The sequence below is a fragment of the Actinoplanes sp. NPDC048967 genome, from assembly GCF_040649415.1.
Classification (GTDB): domain Bacteria; phylum Actinomycetota; class Actinomycetes; order Mycobacteriales; family Micromonosporaceae; genus Actinoplanes.
In genome coordinates this window covers 580722-596072 of the sequence record NZ_JBEZFL010000003.1, presented here as the reverse complement: position 1 = coordinate 596072, position 15351 = coordinate 580722, and the positions used below count along the sequence as shown (strand labels likewise).

Annotated in this window: 16 protein-coding genes; 9 read left to right on the top strand and 7 right to left on the bottom strand. The window is 71.5% G+C overall.

Annotation, left to right across the window (positions count from 1 at the left end):
• Positions 1 to 450: 450 nt before the first annotated feature.
• Entirely contained in the window at positions 451 to 1143 is a 693-nt protein-coding gene (locus tag AB0C12_RS15325) for a Crp/Fnr family transcriptional regulator (RefSeq protein ID WP_023359859.1), read from the bottom strand.
• 232 nt (positions 1144 to 1375) lie between these two features.
• On the opposite strand from AB0C12_RS15325, the gene AB0C12_RS15320 reads away from it, so the two are divergent.
• The 5 genes from AB0C12_RS15320 to proC all read left to right on the top strand — a co-directional run bounded on the left by AB0C12_RS15320 (position 1376) and on the right by proC (position 5386).
• On the top strand, positions 1376 to 2257 hold the full coding sequence (locus AB0C12_RS15320) for a phosphotransferase (protein WP_360548162.1): 882 nt from the start codon (positions 1376 to 1378) through the stop codon (positions 2255 to 2257).
• Positions 2258 to 2272: 15 nt separating this feature from the next.
• The gene (locus AB0C12_RS15315) at positions 2273 to 2761 is read left to right on the top strand and encodes a polyadenylate-specific 3'-exoribonuclease AS (protein WP_360548160.1); all 489 of its coding nucleotides are present in this window, start codon (positions 2273 to 2275) and stop codon (positions 2759 to 2761) included.
• Positions 2762 to 2833: 72 nt separating this feature from the next.
• The gene (locus AB0C12_RS15310; protein WP_360548158.1) at positions 2834 to 3334 is read left to right on the top strand and encodes a pyridoxamine 5'-phosphate oxidase family protein; all 501 of its coding nucleotides are present in this window, start codon (positions 2834 to 2836) and stop codon (positions 3332 to 3334) included.
• A 142-nt stretch (positions 3335 to 3476) separates the two neighbouring features.
• Positions 3477 to 4505 (top strand): 6-phosphofructokinase, encoded by a 1029-nt coding sequence (locus AB0C12_RS15305; protein WP_360548156.1) that lies wholly within the window; start codon positions 3477 to 3479, stop codon positions 4503 to 4505.
• 68 nt (positions 4506 to 4573) lie between these two features.
• Positions 4574 to 5386, top strand: coding sequence for a pyrroline-5-carboxylate reductase (gene proC, locus AB0C12_RS15300; protein WP_360548154.1), 813 nt, complete (start codon positions 4574 to 4576; stop codon positions 5384 to 5386).
• A gap of 7 nt (positions 5387 to 5393) precedes the next feature.
• On the opposite strand, the gene AB0C12_RS15295 is transcribed toward proC, so the two are convergent.
• Both AB0C12_RS15295 and AB0C12_RS15290 read right to left on the bottom strand, forming a co-directional pair.
• The gene (locus AB0C12_RS15295) at positions 5394 to 6071 is read right to left on the bottom strand and encodes a DUF429 domain-containing protein (RefSeq protein ID WP_212993833.1); all 678 of its coding nucleotides are present in this window, start codon (positions 6069 to 6071) and stop codon (positions 5394 to 5396) included.
• Positions 6072 to 6078: 7 nt separating this feature from the next.
• Positions 6079 to 6549: a glutathione peroxidase gene (locus AB0C12_RS15290; protein WP_360548152.1), complete on the bottom strand. Its 471-nt coding sequence runs from the start codon at positions 6547 to 6549 to the stop codon at positions 6079 to 6081.
• Positions 6550 to 6721: 172 nt separating this feature from the next.
• On the opposite strand from AB0C12_RS15290, the gene AB0C12_RS15285 reads away from it, so the two are divergent.
• The 3 genes from AB0C12_RS15285 (at position 6722) to AB0C12_RS15275 (ending at position 10684) form a co-directional block, all read left to right on the top strand.
• Positions 6722 to 8194, top strand: a complete 1473-nt coding sequence (locus tag AB0C12_RS15285) for a glycosyl hydrolase family 18 protein (RefSeq protein ID WP_360548150.1) — start codon at positions 6722 to 6724, stop codon at positions 8192 to 8194.
• Positions 8195 to 8265: 71 nt separating this feature from the next.
• A complete protein-coding gene (locus AB0C12_RS15280) occupies positions 8266 to 9672 on the top strand; it encodes a class II 3-deoxy-7-phosphoheptulonate synthase (RefSeq protein ID WP_360548148.1) in 1407 nt (468 codons plus the stop codon).
• On the top strand, positions 9665 to 10684 hold the full coding sequence (locus AB0C12_RS15275) for a GntG family PLP-dependent aldolase (RefSeq protein WP_360548146.1): 1020 nt from the start codon (positions 9665 to 9667) through the stop codon (positions 10682 to 10684). The genes AB0C12_RS15280 and AB0C12_RS15275 overlap by 8 nt, the downstream gene beginning before the upstream one ends.
• A gap of 14 nt (positions 10685 to 10698) precedes the next feature.
• On the opposite strand, the gene AB0C12_RS15270 is transcribed toward AB0C12_RS15275, so the two are convergent.
• Positions 10699 to 10881, bottom strand: coding sequence for an isochorismatase family protein (locus tag AB0C12_RS15270; protein ID WP_360549023.1), 183 nt, complete (start codon positions 10879 to 10881; stop codon positions 10699 to 10701).
• Between the two features lie 373 nt (positions 10882 to 11254).
• On the opposite strand from AB0C12_RS15270, the gene AB0C12_RS15265 reads away from it, so the two are divergent.
• Positions 11255 to 11644: a DUF3224 domain-containing protein gene (locus AB0C12_RS15265; protein ID WP_360548144.1), complete on the top strand. Its 390-nt coding sequence runs from the start codon at positions 11255 to 11257 to the stop codon at positions 11642 to 11644.
• A 6-nt stretch (positions 11645 to 11650) separates the two neighbouring features.
• On the opposite strand, the gene AB0C12_RS15260 is transcribed toward AB0C12_RS15265, so the two are convergent.
• The 3 genes from AB0C12_RS15260 to pknB are packed head-to-tail and all read right to left on the bottom strand — an operon-like array spanning position 11651 to position 15341.
• The gene (locus tag AB0C12_RS15260) at positions 11651 to 12517 is read right to left on the bottom strand and encodes an aminoglycoside phosphotransferase family protein (RefSeq protein ID WP_360548142.1); all 867 of its coding nucleotides are present in this window, start codon (positions 12515 to 12517) and stop codon (positions 11651 to 11653) included.
• A complete protein-coding gene (locus AB0C12_RS15255) occupies positions 12514 to 13380 on the bottom strand; it encodes a deoxyribonuclease IV (RefSeq protein ID WP_360548140.1) in 867 nt (288 codons plus the stop codon). Before AB0C12_RS15255 ends, AB0C12_RS15260 begins: the two co-directional genes overlap by 4 nt.
• Positions 13371 to 15341, bottom strand: a complete 1971-nt coding sequence (gene pknB / locus AB0C12_RS15250; RefSeq protein ID WP_360548138.1) for a Stk1 family PASTA domain-containing Ser/Thr kinase — start codon at positions 15339 to 15341, stop codon at positions 13371 to 13373. Before pknB ends, AB0C12_RS15255 begins: the two co-directional genes overlap by 10 nt.
• Positions 15342 to 15351 lie beyond the last annotated feature (10 nt).

The window sequence follows — 15351 nt, the reverse complement described above, 5'->3', positions numbered from 1 at the left end:
GCAGCACTCGGCCCGGTGGCCGGTCCAGGCCGAGGGATCAGCCGCCGGGCTGAACCGACGGCACGGGCGGCCGATCATCGGCGAACCCGCCGCACGATCAGGTATGCGGCGCTGTTCCGCCTGGACTGGCCGGACATGGATCTCGGCCCGCTGCGCCGGCCGCGCCAACCTCGGCCCGGCCGAAACGCTCGACCGGCCACGCGCCGTCCTCGACGGACATGATCCGCGCGACAGACCCTCGCCCGCCGGGACCCGATCCCTCGGCTGGGCCGATGGCGTGGGCGGCGTTCGGTCCGGCGGATGACGCCTCAGCCGGGCCGATGGCGTGGGCGGCGGTCAGTCCGGCGGCCGATCCCTCGGCCTGGACCGGCCACCCGGCCCAGAAGCTGCCGAACTCCAGCCCCGGGTCTGCGGTTGGGCAACGCCGGGACGCGTAAAGGAAGAAGCTCTTTACCGGTCCGCCATGCCGGCCCGGCGGCGAAGGGCCGAGACATCCGTGACCACGATGCGGCGTCCTTCGGTGCGGAGCCACCCGCGGCTGGCGAACGAGCCGATCGCCTGGTTGACGCTCTGCCGGGAGCCGCCCGCCATCTCCGCCAGCTGGCTCTGGTTGAGCTCGATCGTGATCATCGGGGCCTGGCTCTCGCCGGCCAGCCGGACCAGGGTCTTGGCCACCCGGCCGGGCAGGTCGAGGAAGACGTGGTCGGCGTTCTGTTCGGTGAGGCGGCGGATCAGCGCGCCCACCGAGCGCATCACCGCGTCCAGGATGCGGGGGTTGGAGTGGACCAGGTCGATGAAGGCCACGCGGGACAGGGCCAGGGCCTGGCTGTCCTCGATCGCCTCGGCTGACGCCGAGCGGGTCAGCGCGTCCAGCAACGAGACCTCGCCGAGGACGTCGGGTGGGCGGACCACGGTCAGGACCGCTCGTTCGCCGGTCGGCGCCGTGCGGAAGACGGCGATCGCGCCGCGGCGCAGGATGATCAGGGAGTCGCCGGGGTCGTGCTCGACGAAGAGGATCTGACCTTTGCGGTACGTGCGTGGCACCGCGGCTGCGATCACCCGCTGGCGGACGTCCGGCTCCAGCCCGGCGAACATCTCCACGCCTGTGAGCGCGTCTCCTTGCTCTGCCAGTCGATGATCCACGGTCAGTCCCTCCCCGATCGGGACCCCCGTGGACACAGTTGTCCGGCGCCGGCCCCACGACGCGAACGATCACTCTTAGCATGAAGAGCCACGTCGACGCCATTTGATACATCCAGCAGACGCATACGATCATCCCGCTTGCGTAGCTATCTGTACACCCTCTAATCGCCCGGCGTGACTATCGCCCACGGTGTCCGTCGTCATTACGGTCTGTACCGGGATAATCGCCGCCGTGCCGGATGACGACCTTCTTCGATCGACTTTGCGCGACCAGTGGCACCTCGTACCCGCCGAGATCACGGCGCTGCCCGGGGGTCTGCTCTCGCACGGCTGGGACGTGACCGCGGGCGGCGAACGCTTCGTGGCCCGCCTGGCCGACCCCGCCGCGCGCCAGCCGGTCGAGGCCGGGCTGGCCGCCGCCGAACACCTGCGGGGCACCGGCATCGAGGCGGGGGAGCCGGTCCGGACCCTGGCCGGCGGCCTCACCGCGGAGACCCCGGCCGGTGCGCTGGCCGTGCTGCGCCGGGCCCCGGGCCGTACGCTCGACGGCCGCGACCCGGTCGACCAGCAGTTCTGGGGCGACCGCCTGGGCGCGGTGCACAGCCGGCTGCAGGGCTTCCACCATCCGGGGCTGCGCCGCTGGAACCTGCTCGACCCGGAGGCGGCGCACCTGGCGATCGAGCCGTGGCTGCGCCCGGCGGTCACCGAGGCGGTCACCGCCATGACCCGGCTGACGGTCACCGACCGGCTCACGTACGGGGTGCTGCACGGCGACCCGGCCCCGGAGATCTTCCTGATCGACCCGGCGACCGGCCGTGCGGGCCTGCTCGACTGCGGCGCCAGCGGCACCGGCCCGCTGCTCTACGACGTGGCGGCGGCCGTGGTCTACGCGGGCGGCACCGACACCTCGGCCGAGCTGCTCGACGGCTACCTGGCGGCCGGCCCGGTCGACGAGGACGAACTGCACGCGGCGCTGCCGGTCCTGCTGCGCTTCCGCTGGGCGGTGCAGGCCGACTGGTCGGCGCAGCGACTCGTACGCGGCGACGACGGCAACGCCCGGGAGGCACTGGGCCGGGCGAGGCAGGCCCTGGCGGAGACCACCGGCGCGGCGTAGGCAAGGATGTCCGCGATGGCCTACAGGTATTTCTACGACTGCGAATTCATCGAGGACGGGCGCACTGTCGACCTGGTCTCGATCGGCATGGTGGACGAGTTCGGCCGCGAGTTCTACGCGGTCTCGACCGAGTTCGACGACTCCCGGGCGGTGCCCTGGGTGCGCCGCAACGTGCTCGACAAGCTGCCGTCCCCGGCCGACCCGGCGTGGCGGTCCCGCGAGCGCATCCGCGACGACCTGTACGCGTTCATGCGCGAGCCGGTCCAGGGCCGCGACGAGCAGATCGAGCTGTGGGCCTGGTACGCGGCGTACGACCACGTGGCCCTGGCCCAGCTCTGGGGGGCGATGCCGGCGCTGCCCCGGGAGATCCCGCGCTTCACCAAGGACCTGCGCCAGAAGTGGGACGACCTCGGCCGGCCGCCCCTGCCGACCGCCACGGGCCGGCACGACGCCCTGGTGGACGCCAAGCACAACCTGGCCCGCTGGCGGGCGATGGGGGGTTAGTCCCCGTTCGTTTCGGGTCCCGCGCTCTGGGCACCTTTCCCTGCGTATCCGACAACGGTGAGGGGATTTGTGATGGCCGAGAAGACCGAGCAGGAGAAGCGGGAAACGCTCAAGGGGCTGGTCAAGGACGCCCGGATCGGCATGCTCACCACCATGACCGCCGACGGACGGCACGTCAGCCGGCCGATGGCCGTGCAGGACGTCGAGTTCGACGGCGACCTCTGGTTCTTCACCTACTCCGACTCCGACCTGGTCCAGCAGGTACGCACCCACCCGCAGGTCAACGTCTCGTTCAGCGACGACAAGCAGCACGCCTGGGTGTCCATCGCCGGCGCCGCCGAGCAGCTCACCGACCGGGCCAAGGCCGAGGAGCTGTGGAACCCGATGCTCAAGGCGTGGTTCCCGGACGGCCTGGAGACGCCGAACCTGACGCTGGTCAAGGTGCACGCCGACACGGCGGAGTACTGGGAATCGGCGCACAGCTCACGCGTCGTCACGCTGCTGGGCTACGCCAAGGCCGCGGTCACCGGGAAAACCCCGGACGCGGGGGAGAACGAAACCGTGCAGTTGTAGCGGGGCGCCTTGGTCCGGGCTGCGAGCGGCGACTACAGTGCGCTTGCGGCCCGCCCCATGACCCCGGCAGTGCAGCCGGACGACAGCTTTCTCCTCCGGAGGCGGGCATCTCGCGACCTGATCTCAGGGAGGACGAGCAATCATGCGTATCGGCGTGCTCACCGGCGGCGGAGACTGCCCCGGTCTGAACGCGGTGATCCGGGCGGTGGTCCGTAAGGGCGTCGCCACTTACGGACACGAGTTCGTCGGATTCCGCGACGGGTGGAAGGGCCCCCTGGAGGGCCTGACGAAGCCCCTCGGCATCGCCGAGGTCCGGGGTATCCTGCCGCGCGGCGGGACCATCCTGGGCTCTTCCCGCACCAACCCGTTCAAGATCGACGGCGGCGTGGAGCGGATCAAGGCCAACCTGGCCGAGCAGGGCGTCGACGCGCTCGTCGCGATCGGCGGCGAGGACACCCTCGGCGTCGCGACCAAGCTCAACGACCTGGGCGTGAACGTCGTCGGCGTGCCGAAGACGATCGACAACGACCTCAACGCCACGGACTACACCTTCGGCTTCGACACCGCGGTCAACATCGCGATGGAGGCCATCGACCGGCTGCACACCACCGCCGAGTCGCACCACCGCACCCTGGTGGTCGAGGTCATGGGCCGGCACGCCGGCTGGATCGCGCTGCACGCCGGCCTGGCCGGCGGGGCCAACGTCATCCTGCTGCCGGAGCGCAACTTCGACGTGGAGCAGGTGGCCACGTACGTGACCAAGCGCTTCCAGGTCGAGTACGCCCCGATCGTCGTGGTCGCCGAGGGCGCGCAGCCGCTCGAGGGCCAGATGAGCCTGCAGAGCCAGGAGAAGGACGCGTTCGGTCACGTCCGGCTCGGCGGCATCGGCCAGTGGCTGGCCCAGCAGCTGGAGGAGAAGACCGGCAAGGAGGCCCGTACGGTCGTCCTCGGTCACATCCAGCGCGGCGGCACGCCCACCGCGTTCGACCGGGTGCTGGCGACCCGCTTCGGTCTCCAGGCGATCGACGCCGTCCACGAGGGTGATTTCGGTAAGATGATGGCGTTGCGTGGCACCGACATCGTCCGCGTCCCGCTCGCCGACGGCACCGGTGAGCTCAAGACCGTCCCGATCTCGCGGTACGACGAGGCCGAGGTCTTCTTCGGCAGCTGAGCCGGCGTTCTTTCACAAAAAGGGGGCGACCGCCGGTCGCCCCCTTTTTCCTGTCCCGAAGGGGTCCGATGGGCAATCACATGATCGCGGTGATCGGTGCCGGCAAGCTCGGCGAGCTGGTGCTCTCCGGTCTGCTGCGGGCCGGCTGGCCGGCCAACCAGATCATCGCCACGACCCGGCGCCCGGAACGGGCCGCCGAGCTGGCCGAGCGGTACGGCATCCGGCCGACCCTGAACCTCACCGCCGTCACCCAGGCCGACGTGCTGCTGGTGGCGGTCAAGCCGCAGGACGCGGGCAAGCTGCTGGACGAGTTCGGCATGAAGATCCCGCCGGGCAAGCTGGTGGTGTCGCTGTGCGCGGGCCTGCCGACGAGCTTCTTCACCGAGCGGCTGCCCGGTGGCATCCCGGTGGTGCGGGTCATGACCAACACCCCGGCGCTGGTCGACCAGGCGATGACGGTGATCTCCGCGGGCCCGTACGCGACGGACGAGCACCTCGCGCTGACCGAGGAGATCTTCCAGCCGCTGGGCCGGACGATGCGGGTGCCCGAGTCCCAGCAGGACGCCGTGACCGCGCTGTCCGGCTCCGGCCCGGCGTACTTCTACCTGCTGGTCGAAGCCATGATCGACGCCGGGATCCTGCTCGGGCTGCCGCGCCAGGTCGCGCACGAGCTGATCGTGCAGACCGCGATCGGCTCGGCGGTGATGCTGCGCGACTCCGGCGAGCACCCGGTGAAGCTGCGCGAGGCGGTGACCTCCCCGGCCGGCACGACCATCTCGGCGATTCGCGAGCTGGAGAAGCACGGTGTCCGGGCGGCGCTGCTGGCCGCCCTGGAGGCCGCGCGGGACCGGGCGCGGGAGATCGCCGCCCAGTCGGCCTGAGGCCCGGTCAGTACCAGATGGCGATGCGGGCGCCGTTGTTCTCCTCCGGCGGGCTGGGGTGGCTCTGCGCCGCCCCGGTCGCCATCCGGTGGGCGCTCCAGGCCACCGCGGCGGCGTCCAGGATGTCGTCGGGCGGGGCCTGCCCGGCCGGGCCGAGCTGGTCGGGCAGCACGATGCCGTGCTTGGCCAGCAACTGCCGGCGGCGGGCCTGACCGGTCCAGGTCTTCTTCGCGTACGCCAGGGGCTCGCCCGCCATCTGCCGGAACGACACCTCGGGGTGGGCCTCGAAGAGCAGCCCCGGGTGCCGTTCCCAGATCGCGTTGGCTTCGAGCAGTTTCGGCCGCAACGCCCAGGACTGGCGGCTGAGCCCGGCGCCGGTGAGCTCACGGCAGAGCCGGTTGGCGGCGGCGAAGTCGCCCTCCTGCCAGACCGCGCGCGGCGGCACCCGGAAGATGCTGCTGCGGCGCGGGCCGAGCTGGTCGGCGGCGAGGGTGTCCGCGGCGCGCCAGCGGTCGGGGAGCATGCCCAGCGGGATGTCGACGCCGATCACGGCCGCACCGGAGCTGCCCGCGACGATCTCGTACAGGGTGGACGCCAGCATCGCCCGGCCGAACGCGCCGTCGCGCAGCTCGACCCCCACCCAGCCCAGCGCGTACGCGTCGACGCCGATCACATGGATGCTCATCGGCAGCTCAGCGGGGAAGCAGCTTCTCGATGGCGGCGATCAGCTCGCCGTCCTGGGGGTCGGTCTGCGGGCCGAACCGGGCGGCCACCGCGCCGTCCGGGCCGACCAGGAACTTCTCGAAGTTCCACTGGATGTCGGGGCCGTCGCCGACCAGCTCGCGGTAGAGCGGGTGGCGTCCGGGCCCGTTCACGTCCACCTTCTCGGTGAGCGGGAACGTCACGCCGTAGTTCACCTGGCAGAAATCTTCGATCTCCGCGGCCGTGCCGGGCTCCTGGCCGGCGAACTGGTTGCACGGGACACCGAGGACGACCAGCCCGCGGTCCGCGTAGGTGTCGGCGAGCGCCTGGAGTCCGGCGTACTGCGGGGTGAGGCCGCAGCGGGAGGCCACATTGACCACCAGGACGACATGATCGCGGTAGCGATCCATATCGGCCGGTCCGCCCGAGAGTGTGTGGATGTCGACGGCAAAGATGGTCATGACGGCAGACTACGCGCTGTGCGCGAGCGAGTGCACGCCGTGGCGGCGTCCGGAAGAAAAGTTAAGGACGCGCTTAATCAGCGACGACCTTCTTGACTCATGTTCATAGATGTGACTACCGTCTCTTCAACTTCCCTTTGGAAAGTTTCCTAACTGTTCTTGAGGAGACGCAGTGAAGAAATCCCTCCGCCGCGCCCTATGGGCCGGGGCCATCGTGGCGGTCGCGACCGCTGCGGTCCCCGTGGTCCAGGCCTCGGCCGCCACCGCCTGTGCCCCCGCCTGGAGCGCCTCGGCGGTCTACGTCAAGGACAACTCCGTCTCGTACCAGTCGAAGAACTACACCGCGAAGTGGTGGACCACCAACGAGGTCCCGACCGCCAGCGGCGAGTGGGGCGTCTGGGCCGACAAGGGCGCCTGCAGCGGTGGACCGACCACGCCCCCCACCACCCCGCCGACCACGCCCCCCACGACACCCCCGACGACTCCGCCCACCACGCCGCCGACGACCCCGCCGACCAACGGCCCGGCCGGTAAGGCCGTCGTGGGCTACTTCGCCGAGTGGGGCGTCTACGGCCGCAACTACCACGTCAAGAACCTCGTGACGAGCGGCTCGGCGGCCAAGCTGACCCACATCCTGTACGCCTTCGGCAACACCACCGGCGGCCAGTGCTCGATCGGTGACGCGTACGCCGACTACGACAAGGCCTACACGGCGGCCGACAGTGTGGACGGCGTCGCCGACACCTGGGACACCGGCGCGCTGCGCGGCTCGTTCAACCAGCTGCGCAAGCTCAAGAAGGCGTACCCGAACATCAAGGTGATCTGGTCGTTCGGCGGCTGGACCTGGTCCGGTGGCTTCACCCAGGCCGCCGCGAACCCGACCGCGTTCGCCAACTCCTGCTACAACCTGGTCAAGGACTCCCGCTGGTCGGACGTCTTCGACGGCATCGACGTCGACTGGGAGTACCCGAACGCCTGCGGCCTCACCTGTGACGCCAGCGGCCCGGACTCGTACAACAAGGTCGTCTCCGCCCTGCGCACCAAGTTCGGGCAGAACTTCCTGGTCACCTCGGCGATCTCGGCCGACGGCTCGAACGGCGGCAAGCTGGACGCGGCCGACTACGCGGCGGGCATCTCGAAGCTCAACTACGTCTTCCCGATGACCTACGACTACTTCGGCGCGTTCGCCCCGCAGGGCCCGACCGCCCCGCACTCGCCGCTGACCTCGTACTCCGGCATCCCGCAGCAGGGCTTCTGGTCCGACGCGGCGATCCAGAAGCTGAAGAGCAAGGGTGTGCCGTCCAGCAAGATGCTGCTCGGCATCGGCTTCTACGGCCGCGGCTGGACCGGCGTCAGCCAGACCGCCCCCGGCGGTACGGCCACCGGTGCGGCCCCGGGCACCTACGAGGCCGGCATCGAGGACTACAAGGTCCTCAAGAACAGCTGCCCGGTCTCCGGCACGGTCGGCGGCACCGCGTACGCCAAGTGCGGCAGCAACTGGTGGAGCTACGACACCCCGAGCACCATCGCCGGCAAGATGACCTACGCGAAGCAGCAGGGTCTGGGCGGTGCGTTCTTCTGGGAGTTCTCCGGCGACACCGCCAACGGTGAGCTCATCACGGCCATCAAGAACGGCCTCAACTAGCTCGTCTTACCAAGTGGGGCGTCGGGGATCCTCCCGGCGCCCCGCTTCGTTGCTCGGATTAGGCTTCTGACATGCGCCGAGAGTGGCACCAGCTCAGTCATCCCGGGGTCGGGACCACCGCCCTGCAGACGTCCCGCCCGTCCACCGACTCCGCCGAGGACTCCGCCCTCGGCCTGGACAAGTGGCGGGAGCTCCCGCGCCTGCAGATGCCGCCGTGGGCCGACATGGACGAGGTCGCCTCGGTCTGCCGGGTTCTCGACACCGTCCCGTCGATCGTCGCGCCCTACGAGGTCGACCAGCTCCGGCACCGCCTCGCCGAGGTCTGCGAGGGCCGCGCCTTCCTGCTGCAGGGCGGCGACTGCGCCGAGACCTTCGCCGACAACACCGAGAGCCACCTGCTGGCCAACGCCCGCACGCTGCTGCAGATGGCGGTCGTGCTGACGTACGGCGCGTCGATGCCGGTGGTCAAGGTGGCCCGGGTCGCGGGGCAGTACACCAAGCCCCGGTCCTCGGCGACGGACTCGCTGGGGCTGCCGGCGTACCGCGGCGACCTGATCAACTCGCTGGACGCCAACGAGGCGGCCCGGGTGGCCGACCCGCAACGCATGATCCGGGCGTACGCGAACTCCGCCGCGGCGATGAACATGCTGCGGGCGTACCTGGCGGGCGGCCTGGCCGACCTGGCCGGCCTGCACGACTGGAACAAGGACTTCGTCCGGGCCTCGCCGGCCGGCGAGCGCTACGAGGCGATCGCCCGCGAGATCGACCGCACCCTGGACTTCATCCGCGCCTGCGGCATGACCGAGGACGAGGCGCTGCGCACGGTCAGCCTGTACTGCTCGCACGAGGCGCTGGCCCTGGAGTACGACCGCGCGCTGACCCGGGTCTCCGACGGCAAGGCGTACGGCCTGTCCGGGCACTTCCTGTGGATCGGCGAGCGCACCCGGCAGCTGGACCACGCGCACATCGACTTCATCAGCCGCATCGCCAACCCGATCGGCGTCAAGCTCGGCCCCGGCACCAGCCCGGAGACCGCCATCGAGCTGTGCGAAAAGCTCAACCCGGACAACATTCCGGGCCGGCTGACGCTGATCAGCCGGATGGGCAACGGCAAGGTCCGCGACGCGCTGCCGGCCATCGTGGAGAAGGTCAGCGCCACCGGGGCCAAGGTGGTGTGGCAGTGCGACCCGATGCACGGCAACACCCACGAGTCCTCCAACGGCTACAAGACCCGGCACTTCGACCGGGTCGTCGACGAGGTCCTCGGCTACTTCGAGGTGCACCGCGGCCTGGGCACCCATCCGGGCGGCATCCACATCGAGCTGACCGGCGAGGACGTCACCGAGTGCCTGGGCGGCGCGCAGGGCATCGAGGACCTCGACCTGCCGGGCCGCTACGAGACCGCCTGCGACCCGCGGCTCAACACCCAGCAGAGCCTCGAGCTGGCCTTCCTGGTGGCGGAGATGCTGCGTGGCTGACCTGCGGTCCGACACGGTCACCCGGCCGACCGCGGCGATGCGCGAGGCCATGGCGACGGCGGCGGTGGGCGACGACGTCTTCGGCGACGACCCGACGGTCATCGCGCTGGAACGGCAGGTGGCCGAGCTGTTCGGGCACGAGGCGGCCCTGTTCGCCCCGTCCGGCACGATGGCCAACCAGATCGCCCTGCAACTCGTCGTCCCGCGCGGCGGCGAGCTGCTGGCCGGCGCCGACGCGCACGTGGTCACGTACGAGCAGGGGGCGGCGGCCGCGCTCGGGGGCATCTCCACCCGTACGTGGCCTTCGGTGAGCGCGGCCCTGGATCCGGAGCAGATCGAGGCGATGATCCGCCCGGACGGTTACCCGTCGGTGGCGACCCGGGCCATCGCCGTCGAGCAGACCCACAACCTCGGCGGCGGCACAGTGGTCCCGCTGGAGATCCTGCGCCGCCTGCGTACGGTGGCCGACGCGGCGGGCGTGGCCCTGCACTGCGACGGCGCCCGGATCTGGCACGCGCACGTCGCGGACGGCGTGCCGCTGGCGGCGTACGGGGAGCTCTTCGACACCCTGTCGGTCTGCCTGTCCAAGGGCCTGGGCGCGCCGGTCGGCTCGCTGGTCGTGGGCAGTGCGGCCCACATCGCGCGGGCCCGGGTGCTGCGCAAGCGGCTGGGCGGCGGCATGCGCCAGGTCGGCATCCTGGCGGCGGCCGGACAGCACGCGCTGGACCACCACCTGACCCGGCTGGCCGACGACCACGCGCGCGCCCGGCGGCTGGCCGAGGCCCTCGAGCCGCTGGGGGTGGTGCGGGCGGCGGAGGTGCGGACCAACCTGGTGCTGCTGGACCTGACGAAGTCGGCCCTGGACGCGCCGTCGCTGGTGGCGGCGGCGGCCGAGCGGGGAGTGCTGATGGCGGCGATGCTGCCGCGTACGGCCCGCCTGGTGACCCACCTGGACGTGACCGACGACGACATCGACGCGGCGGTCACGGTGCTGCGGGAGCTGCTTTCCTGAAGGCGTGCGGCCGCTCAGCGGGGTGGGGCCCGAGCGGCCACCGTGACCACGTCGGCCTGCTGGGGGAAGACCTTCTCGGTGAGGACCCGGCGCACTTCGGGGTCGGCGTCCAGGCAGGCGTCGGCCAGGACCGTGAGCGTGTAGTCGAGGTCGGCCGCCTGGCGCAGGGTGGAGAGCACGACTCCGCTGGTGGCGATGCCGGTCAGGATCAGACGGTCGTAGCCGCCGGCGCGCAGGAGCAGGTCGGGCGAGGCCGCCGAACATCTTGTTGCGGGGATTGATCTCGGGCACTCCCGGCCGGAAGCCGACGGCCGGGTAGATCACCGGGATGCCGGCGGCCCGGGCCCGGCCGATCGCCTCGCGCAGGCGCGGCAGGTAGGCGGGGTCGGGGTAACGGGCGACGACCGCGTTCTGGACGTCCGTGACAAGCAGGGCCAGCTGGGTCACTGGGCTCCTCGTGCTAAGTCAACGCTTGATTACTTGTGACGATAGCCGAGCGCCGCCCGCGTCGGGGTACGGCCTCTGGTTACATCAGAGGCCGACGCTGTCCCGCACTGCTGAGGAGTTCCGATGACCCGGCGCGCCACCGGCACTTTCACCACCGCCTTCGAGCCGTTGCCCATCGACGACGACACGATCGGCCGGACGGAGGTGCGCAAGACCATCGAGGGCGATCTGAGCGGCACGGGCCGGGCGGAGATGCTGTCGGTCGGCACCCCGATCGACGGCTCGGCGGGCTACGTCGCGATCGATCGCATCACCGGCACGCTGCACGGTCGCCGCGGCAGCTTCGTGCTCCAGCACTACGGGCTGATGGACCGCGGGGCCGGGACGTTGATCGTGCGGGTGGTGCCGGACTCCGGCACCGACGAGCTGGCCGGGCTGACCGGCACGTTCGAGATCGACAACAGCTCCGCCGAGCACCGCTACACCTTCGACTACGACATCACGCCCGGCTGATTCCGGCTACGCGGTGCCGGGGTCGGCCAGCACCTGATCCACGACCTGGCGCCAGGCCGGGGCGGCGCCCGGTTCGGCCAGCATGATCAGCGCCTTCCACAGCGCCCATCCGCGGGCCCGTTGCCAGGTCTGCCGGTCGAGGCCGACCGCGTCGCGGAAGGCGGCGCGCTCGGCCCCGGCCAGCGTGTTCCAGGCGATCACCAGGTCGCACGCCGGGTCGCCGACGCCGCAGGTGCCGAAGTCGATGACGGCGGCCAGCCGCCCGTCGCGGACCAGCAGGTTGCCGACCGCGATGTCACCGTGGAACCAGACCGGCGCCGACTCCCAGGCCGAGTCCAGCGCCTCGGCCCACACGGCCCGGCAGGCCGGCACGTCCACGGCGTCGCCGAGATCCTTCAGGGCCTGCTCGACCCCGTCGGCATAGGCGCTGGGGTGGCAGCCCCGGAAGAACGAATGCCGGCCGCCGGGCGGCCCGGCCACCGGAGCCTGCCGCAGGACGGTGAGGAACTCGCCCAGGTCGCGGGCCAGCCGGAGGCGGTCGACCTCCGCGGCGTCCTCGAGGGTGTCGCCCGTCAGCCATTGCCGGACCGACCACGGGTACGGGTAACCGGCCCCCGGGCGCCCGACCGCCACCGGAGAGGGCACCGGCAGCGGAAGATGCCCGGCCAGCTCGGGCAGCCAGCGGTTCTCCTTCTCCACCGCCGGCACGTAACCCTCGGCGCTGGGCAGCCGCACGGACAGCTGGTCACCGAGCCGGAACGTGCGGTTGTCCCAGCCCTGCCGGGGCACGGGGGTGACGGGCAGGTCGCTCCACTGCGGGAACTGCTCGGCGATCAGGGCGCGTACCAGATCGGTCGTGATCGTGGGTTTCACAGCTCGGGACGCAGCCCCTTGAGCAGGGCGATGTCCGCCGCGTGGCCCTCGTGTTGCTCGGTCGGGGTCTCCACGATCACCGGCAGGCCCGCGGTCGCCGGGTGGGCCAGCAGCTCGGCGAAGGCCGCCGTGCCGATCCGGCCCTCGCCGATGCGCTCGTGCCGGTCGCGGGTCGAGCCGCACTCGTCCTTCGAGTCGTTGGCGTGGATCAGCTGCAGGCGGTCCGGGCCGACCGTCGCGACCAAGGCGTCCAGCGTCTCGGTCATGCCGCCCGGCCGGGCCAGGTCGTGCCCGGCCGCCCAGGCGTGGCAGGTGTCGAAGCAGACGCCCAGCCACGGGTGGTGCTCCACCGCCGCCAGGTACGGCCCCAGATCCTGCACCTTCGACGCCAGGCTGCGCCCGCCACCCGCGCTGGGCTCCACCAGCACCTTCGGCAGGGCCCGGGCCGCCGCGACGTCCAGCAGCGGCAGCAACGCCTCGCGCAGCTGGTGCAGCGCCTTGTCGTCATGGGCCGGGTCGACCGAGCTGCCCGCGTGGTAGACGATCGCCGTGGCCCCTATCGCGGCACCGCGGCGCAAGGCGTGCTCCAGGGTCTCCACCGACCGCTGCACCGTCTGCTCGGTGGGTGAGCCCAGGTTGACCAGCAGCGACGCGTGGATGTAGACCGGCAGCCCCCGCTCGCCGCAGCCGTCGCGGAACAGCGTGTCCTGCTTCGGGTCACCGGGTGGCAGCGCCCAGCCGCGGGAGTTCGAGACGTAGACCTGCACCGCCTCGGACCCGGCCGCGTCCGCGTACGGCAGCGCCGCCTTGGCCAGGCCCCCCGACGTCCTCGTGTGCGAGCCGACCGGCCTGCTCACGCGCACGTCAGCACCACCTCGGTCTGCGGTGGCACCGGCGTGCCGGCCGGCGGGTTCTGGATCCGGACCACGCCGTTGGGGTTGAAGTCGAGGCGGGCGCGCAGGCCCTGCGACTCCAGGACGCCCTTCGCCTGCTGGCACGGCTGGTTGTTCACGTCCGGGACGCCGACCTGCGGCGGGCCCTTGCTGACCACGAGCTTGATCTCGTCGTCCTTCTCCGCACCGGTGCCGGGCTTGGGGGACTGCTCGATGACCTGGTCGGCGGGCTGGTCGCCGTCCTTGTACTGCTCCACCACGGTCAGGCCGAGGCGCTGGGCCTCGCCGCGGGCGTCGTTGATGTTCTTGCCCGTCAGGTCCGGCACGGTGATCGGCGCCCGGCCCTTGCTGACCACCACGGTCACCGTCGAGCCCGGCTTGAGCTGCGCGTCGGCCTTCGGGTCGGTGGAGATGACGACGCCCTGCGGGATGGTGTCGCTGTACTTGCCCTTGCCTTCCTTGACCTTGAGCTTGGTGCCCTCGATCTCGCCGCGGGCCACGGCCAGCTCCTTGCCGACCACGTCAGGCACCGGATAGCGCTCCGGGCCCAGCGAGAGGGTCAGCGAGACGACGCCACCCTTGAGGATGCGCTCGGTGGGCGGCGGGTCCTGGGTGAGCACCACGTCCTTAGGGACGTTCTCGCTGAACGCGCCGTCGCCGATGCGCAGCTCGAAGCCCTCCTGGGCGGCGGCCTGCTCGGCCTGCGCGCGGCTCATGTTCACCAGCTGCGGGGTGTCCGTGTACCGGCCCAGGGTGACCCACCAGGTGCTGCCGACGACGACCAGCACCATCAGCGCCACCGCCGCCATGATCAGGATCTGCCGCCGGTCGCCGTTGAAACGGCTGAGCAGGCCGCCCGCGGCGCGCGGGGGCGGTGCCCCGGCCCGGCGCTGGCCGCCCCGGGCGCGGCCCTGCTCCGGCAGGCGGGCCCAGCCGGGGCGGTCGCCGCCGGTGGCCGGGAAGGTCGTGGTGATCGCGGGCACGAGCGCGGTGGCGTCGGCGGCCGGCGGACGGGCCGGGACCTGGCGCAGCAGTGCGGTCTCGACGTTCGCGGCGCCCAGGTCGTCGCGGACCACCTGCACCTCGGCCAGCAGCGCGCCGGCGTCGGTGGGGCGGGCGCCCGGATCGCGGCGGGTGGCCCGGGCGACCAGGTCGTCGAGCACGGTCGGCAGGCCCTTGACGATGCTGGACGGCGCCGGGACGTCGTTGTCGACGTGCTGCCAGGCGACCTCGACCGGCTCGTCGCCGTCGTACGGGACCCGGCCGGTGAGCATCTCGAAGAGCACGATGCCGGCCGAGTAGACATCCGTGCGCGCGTCGGCGTGCCCGTCGGTGACCAGCTCGGGCGCCACGTAGGCGACCGTGGCCATGAGCTGGCCGGACTCGTCGGCGCTGCTGGCCTCGACCGCGCGGGCCAGGCCGAAGTCGGCCACCTTGACCACGCTGTCGACCAGGTTGGCGATGCCGCCGCTGGGCGCCTCGGCGACCAGCACGTTCTCCGGCTTGACGTCGCGGTGCACCAGGCCGGCGCGGTGCGCGGCGGCGATGGCGGCGAGCATCTGCTCACAGATGGCCAGCGCCTCGACCGGGTTGAGCCGGCGGCGCTGGATCAGCAGGTCGCGCAGGGTGCGGCCCTGGACGTACTCCATGACCAGGTAGGGCAGGCCCTGGTGGCGGCCCTGGTCGTACACGGCGACGACGTTGGGGTGGGTGAGCCGCGCGATCGTCTTCGCCTCGTCGGTGAAGCGGTCGACGAAGTGCACGTTCGTCGCCTGCGACGGGTGAATGATCTTCAGGGCCACCGTGCGTTCGAGCCGGTCGTCCACAGCGGTGTACACAGTCGCCATGCCACCCCGGGCCACGCGACCGGTGATCCGGTAGCGCCCGTCAATCGTCGTGCCGATCAACGTGTCGGCGACAGTCGTGTCCATCGGCGTGAAG

Coding starts and splice junctions, on each gene's coding strand:
- pknB (WP_360548138.1), bottom strand. CDS start 15,341: ATGGACACGACTGTCGCCGACACGTTGATCGGCACGACGATTGACGGG.
- AB0C12_RS15290 (WP_360548152.1), bottom strand. CDS start 6,549: ATGACCATCTTTGCCGTCGACATCCACACACTCTCGGGCGGACCGGCC.
- AB0C12_RS15295 (WP_212993833.1), bottom strand. CDS start 6,071: ATGAGCATCCATGTGATCGGCGTCGACGCGTACGCGCTGGGCTGGGTG.
- AB0C12_RS15315 (WP_360548160.1), top strand. CDS start 2,273: ATGGCCTACAGGTATTTCTACGACTGCGAATTCATCGAGGACGGGCGC.
- AB0C12_RS15305 (WP_360548156.1), top strand. CDS start 3,477: ATGCGTATCGGCGTGCTCACCGGCGGCGGAGACTGCCCCGGTCTGAAC.
- proC (WP_360548154.1), top strand. CDS start 4,574: ATGGGCAATCACATGATCGCGGTGATCGGTGCCGGCAAGCTCGGCGAG.
- AB0C12_RS15265 (WP_360548144.1), top strand. CDS start 11,255: ATGACCCGGCGCGCCACCGGCACTTTCACCACCGCCTTCGAGCCGTTG.
- AB0C12_RS15310 (WP_360548158.1), top strand. CDS start 2,834: ATGGCCGAGAAGACCGAGCAGGAGAAGCGGGAAACGCTCAAGGGGCTG.
- AB0C12_RS15280 (WP_360548148.1), top strand. CDS start 8,266: ATGCGCCGAGAGTGGCACCAGCTCAGTCATCCCGGGGTCGGGACCACC.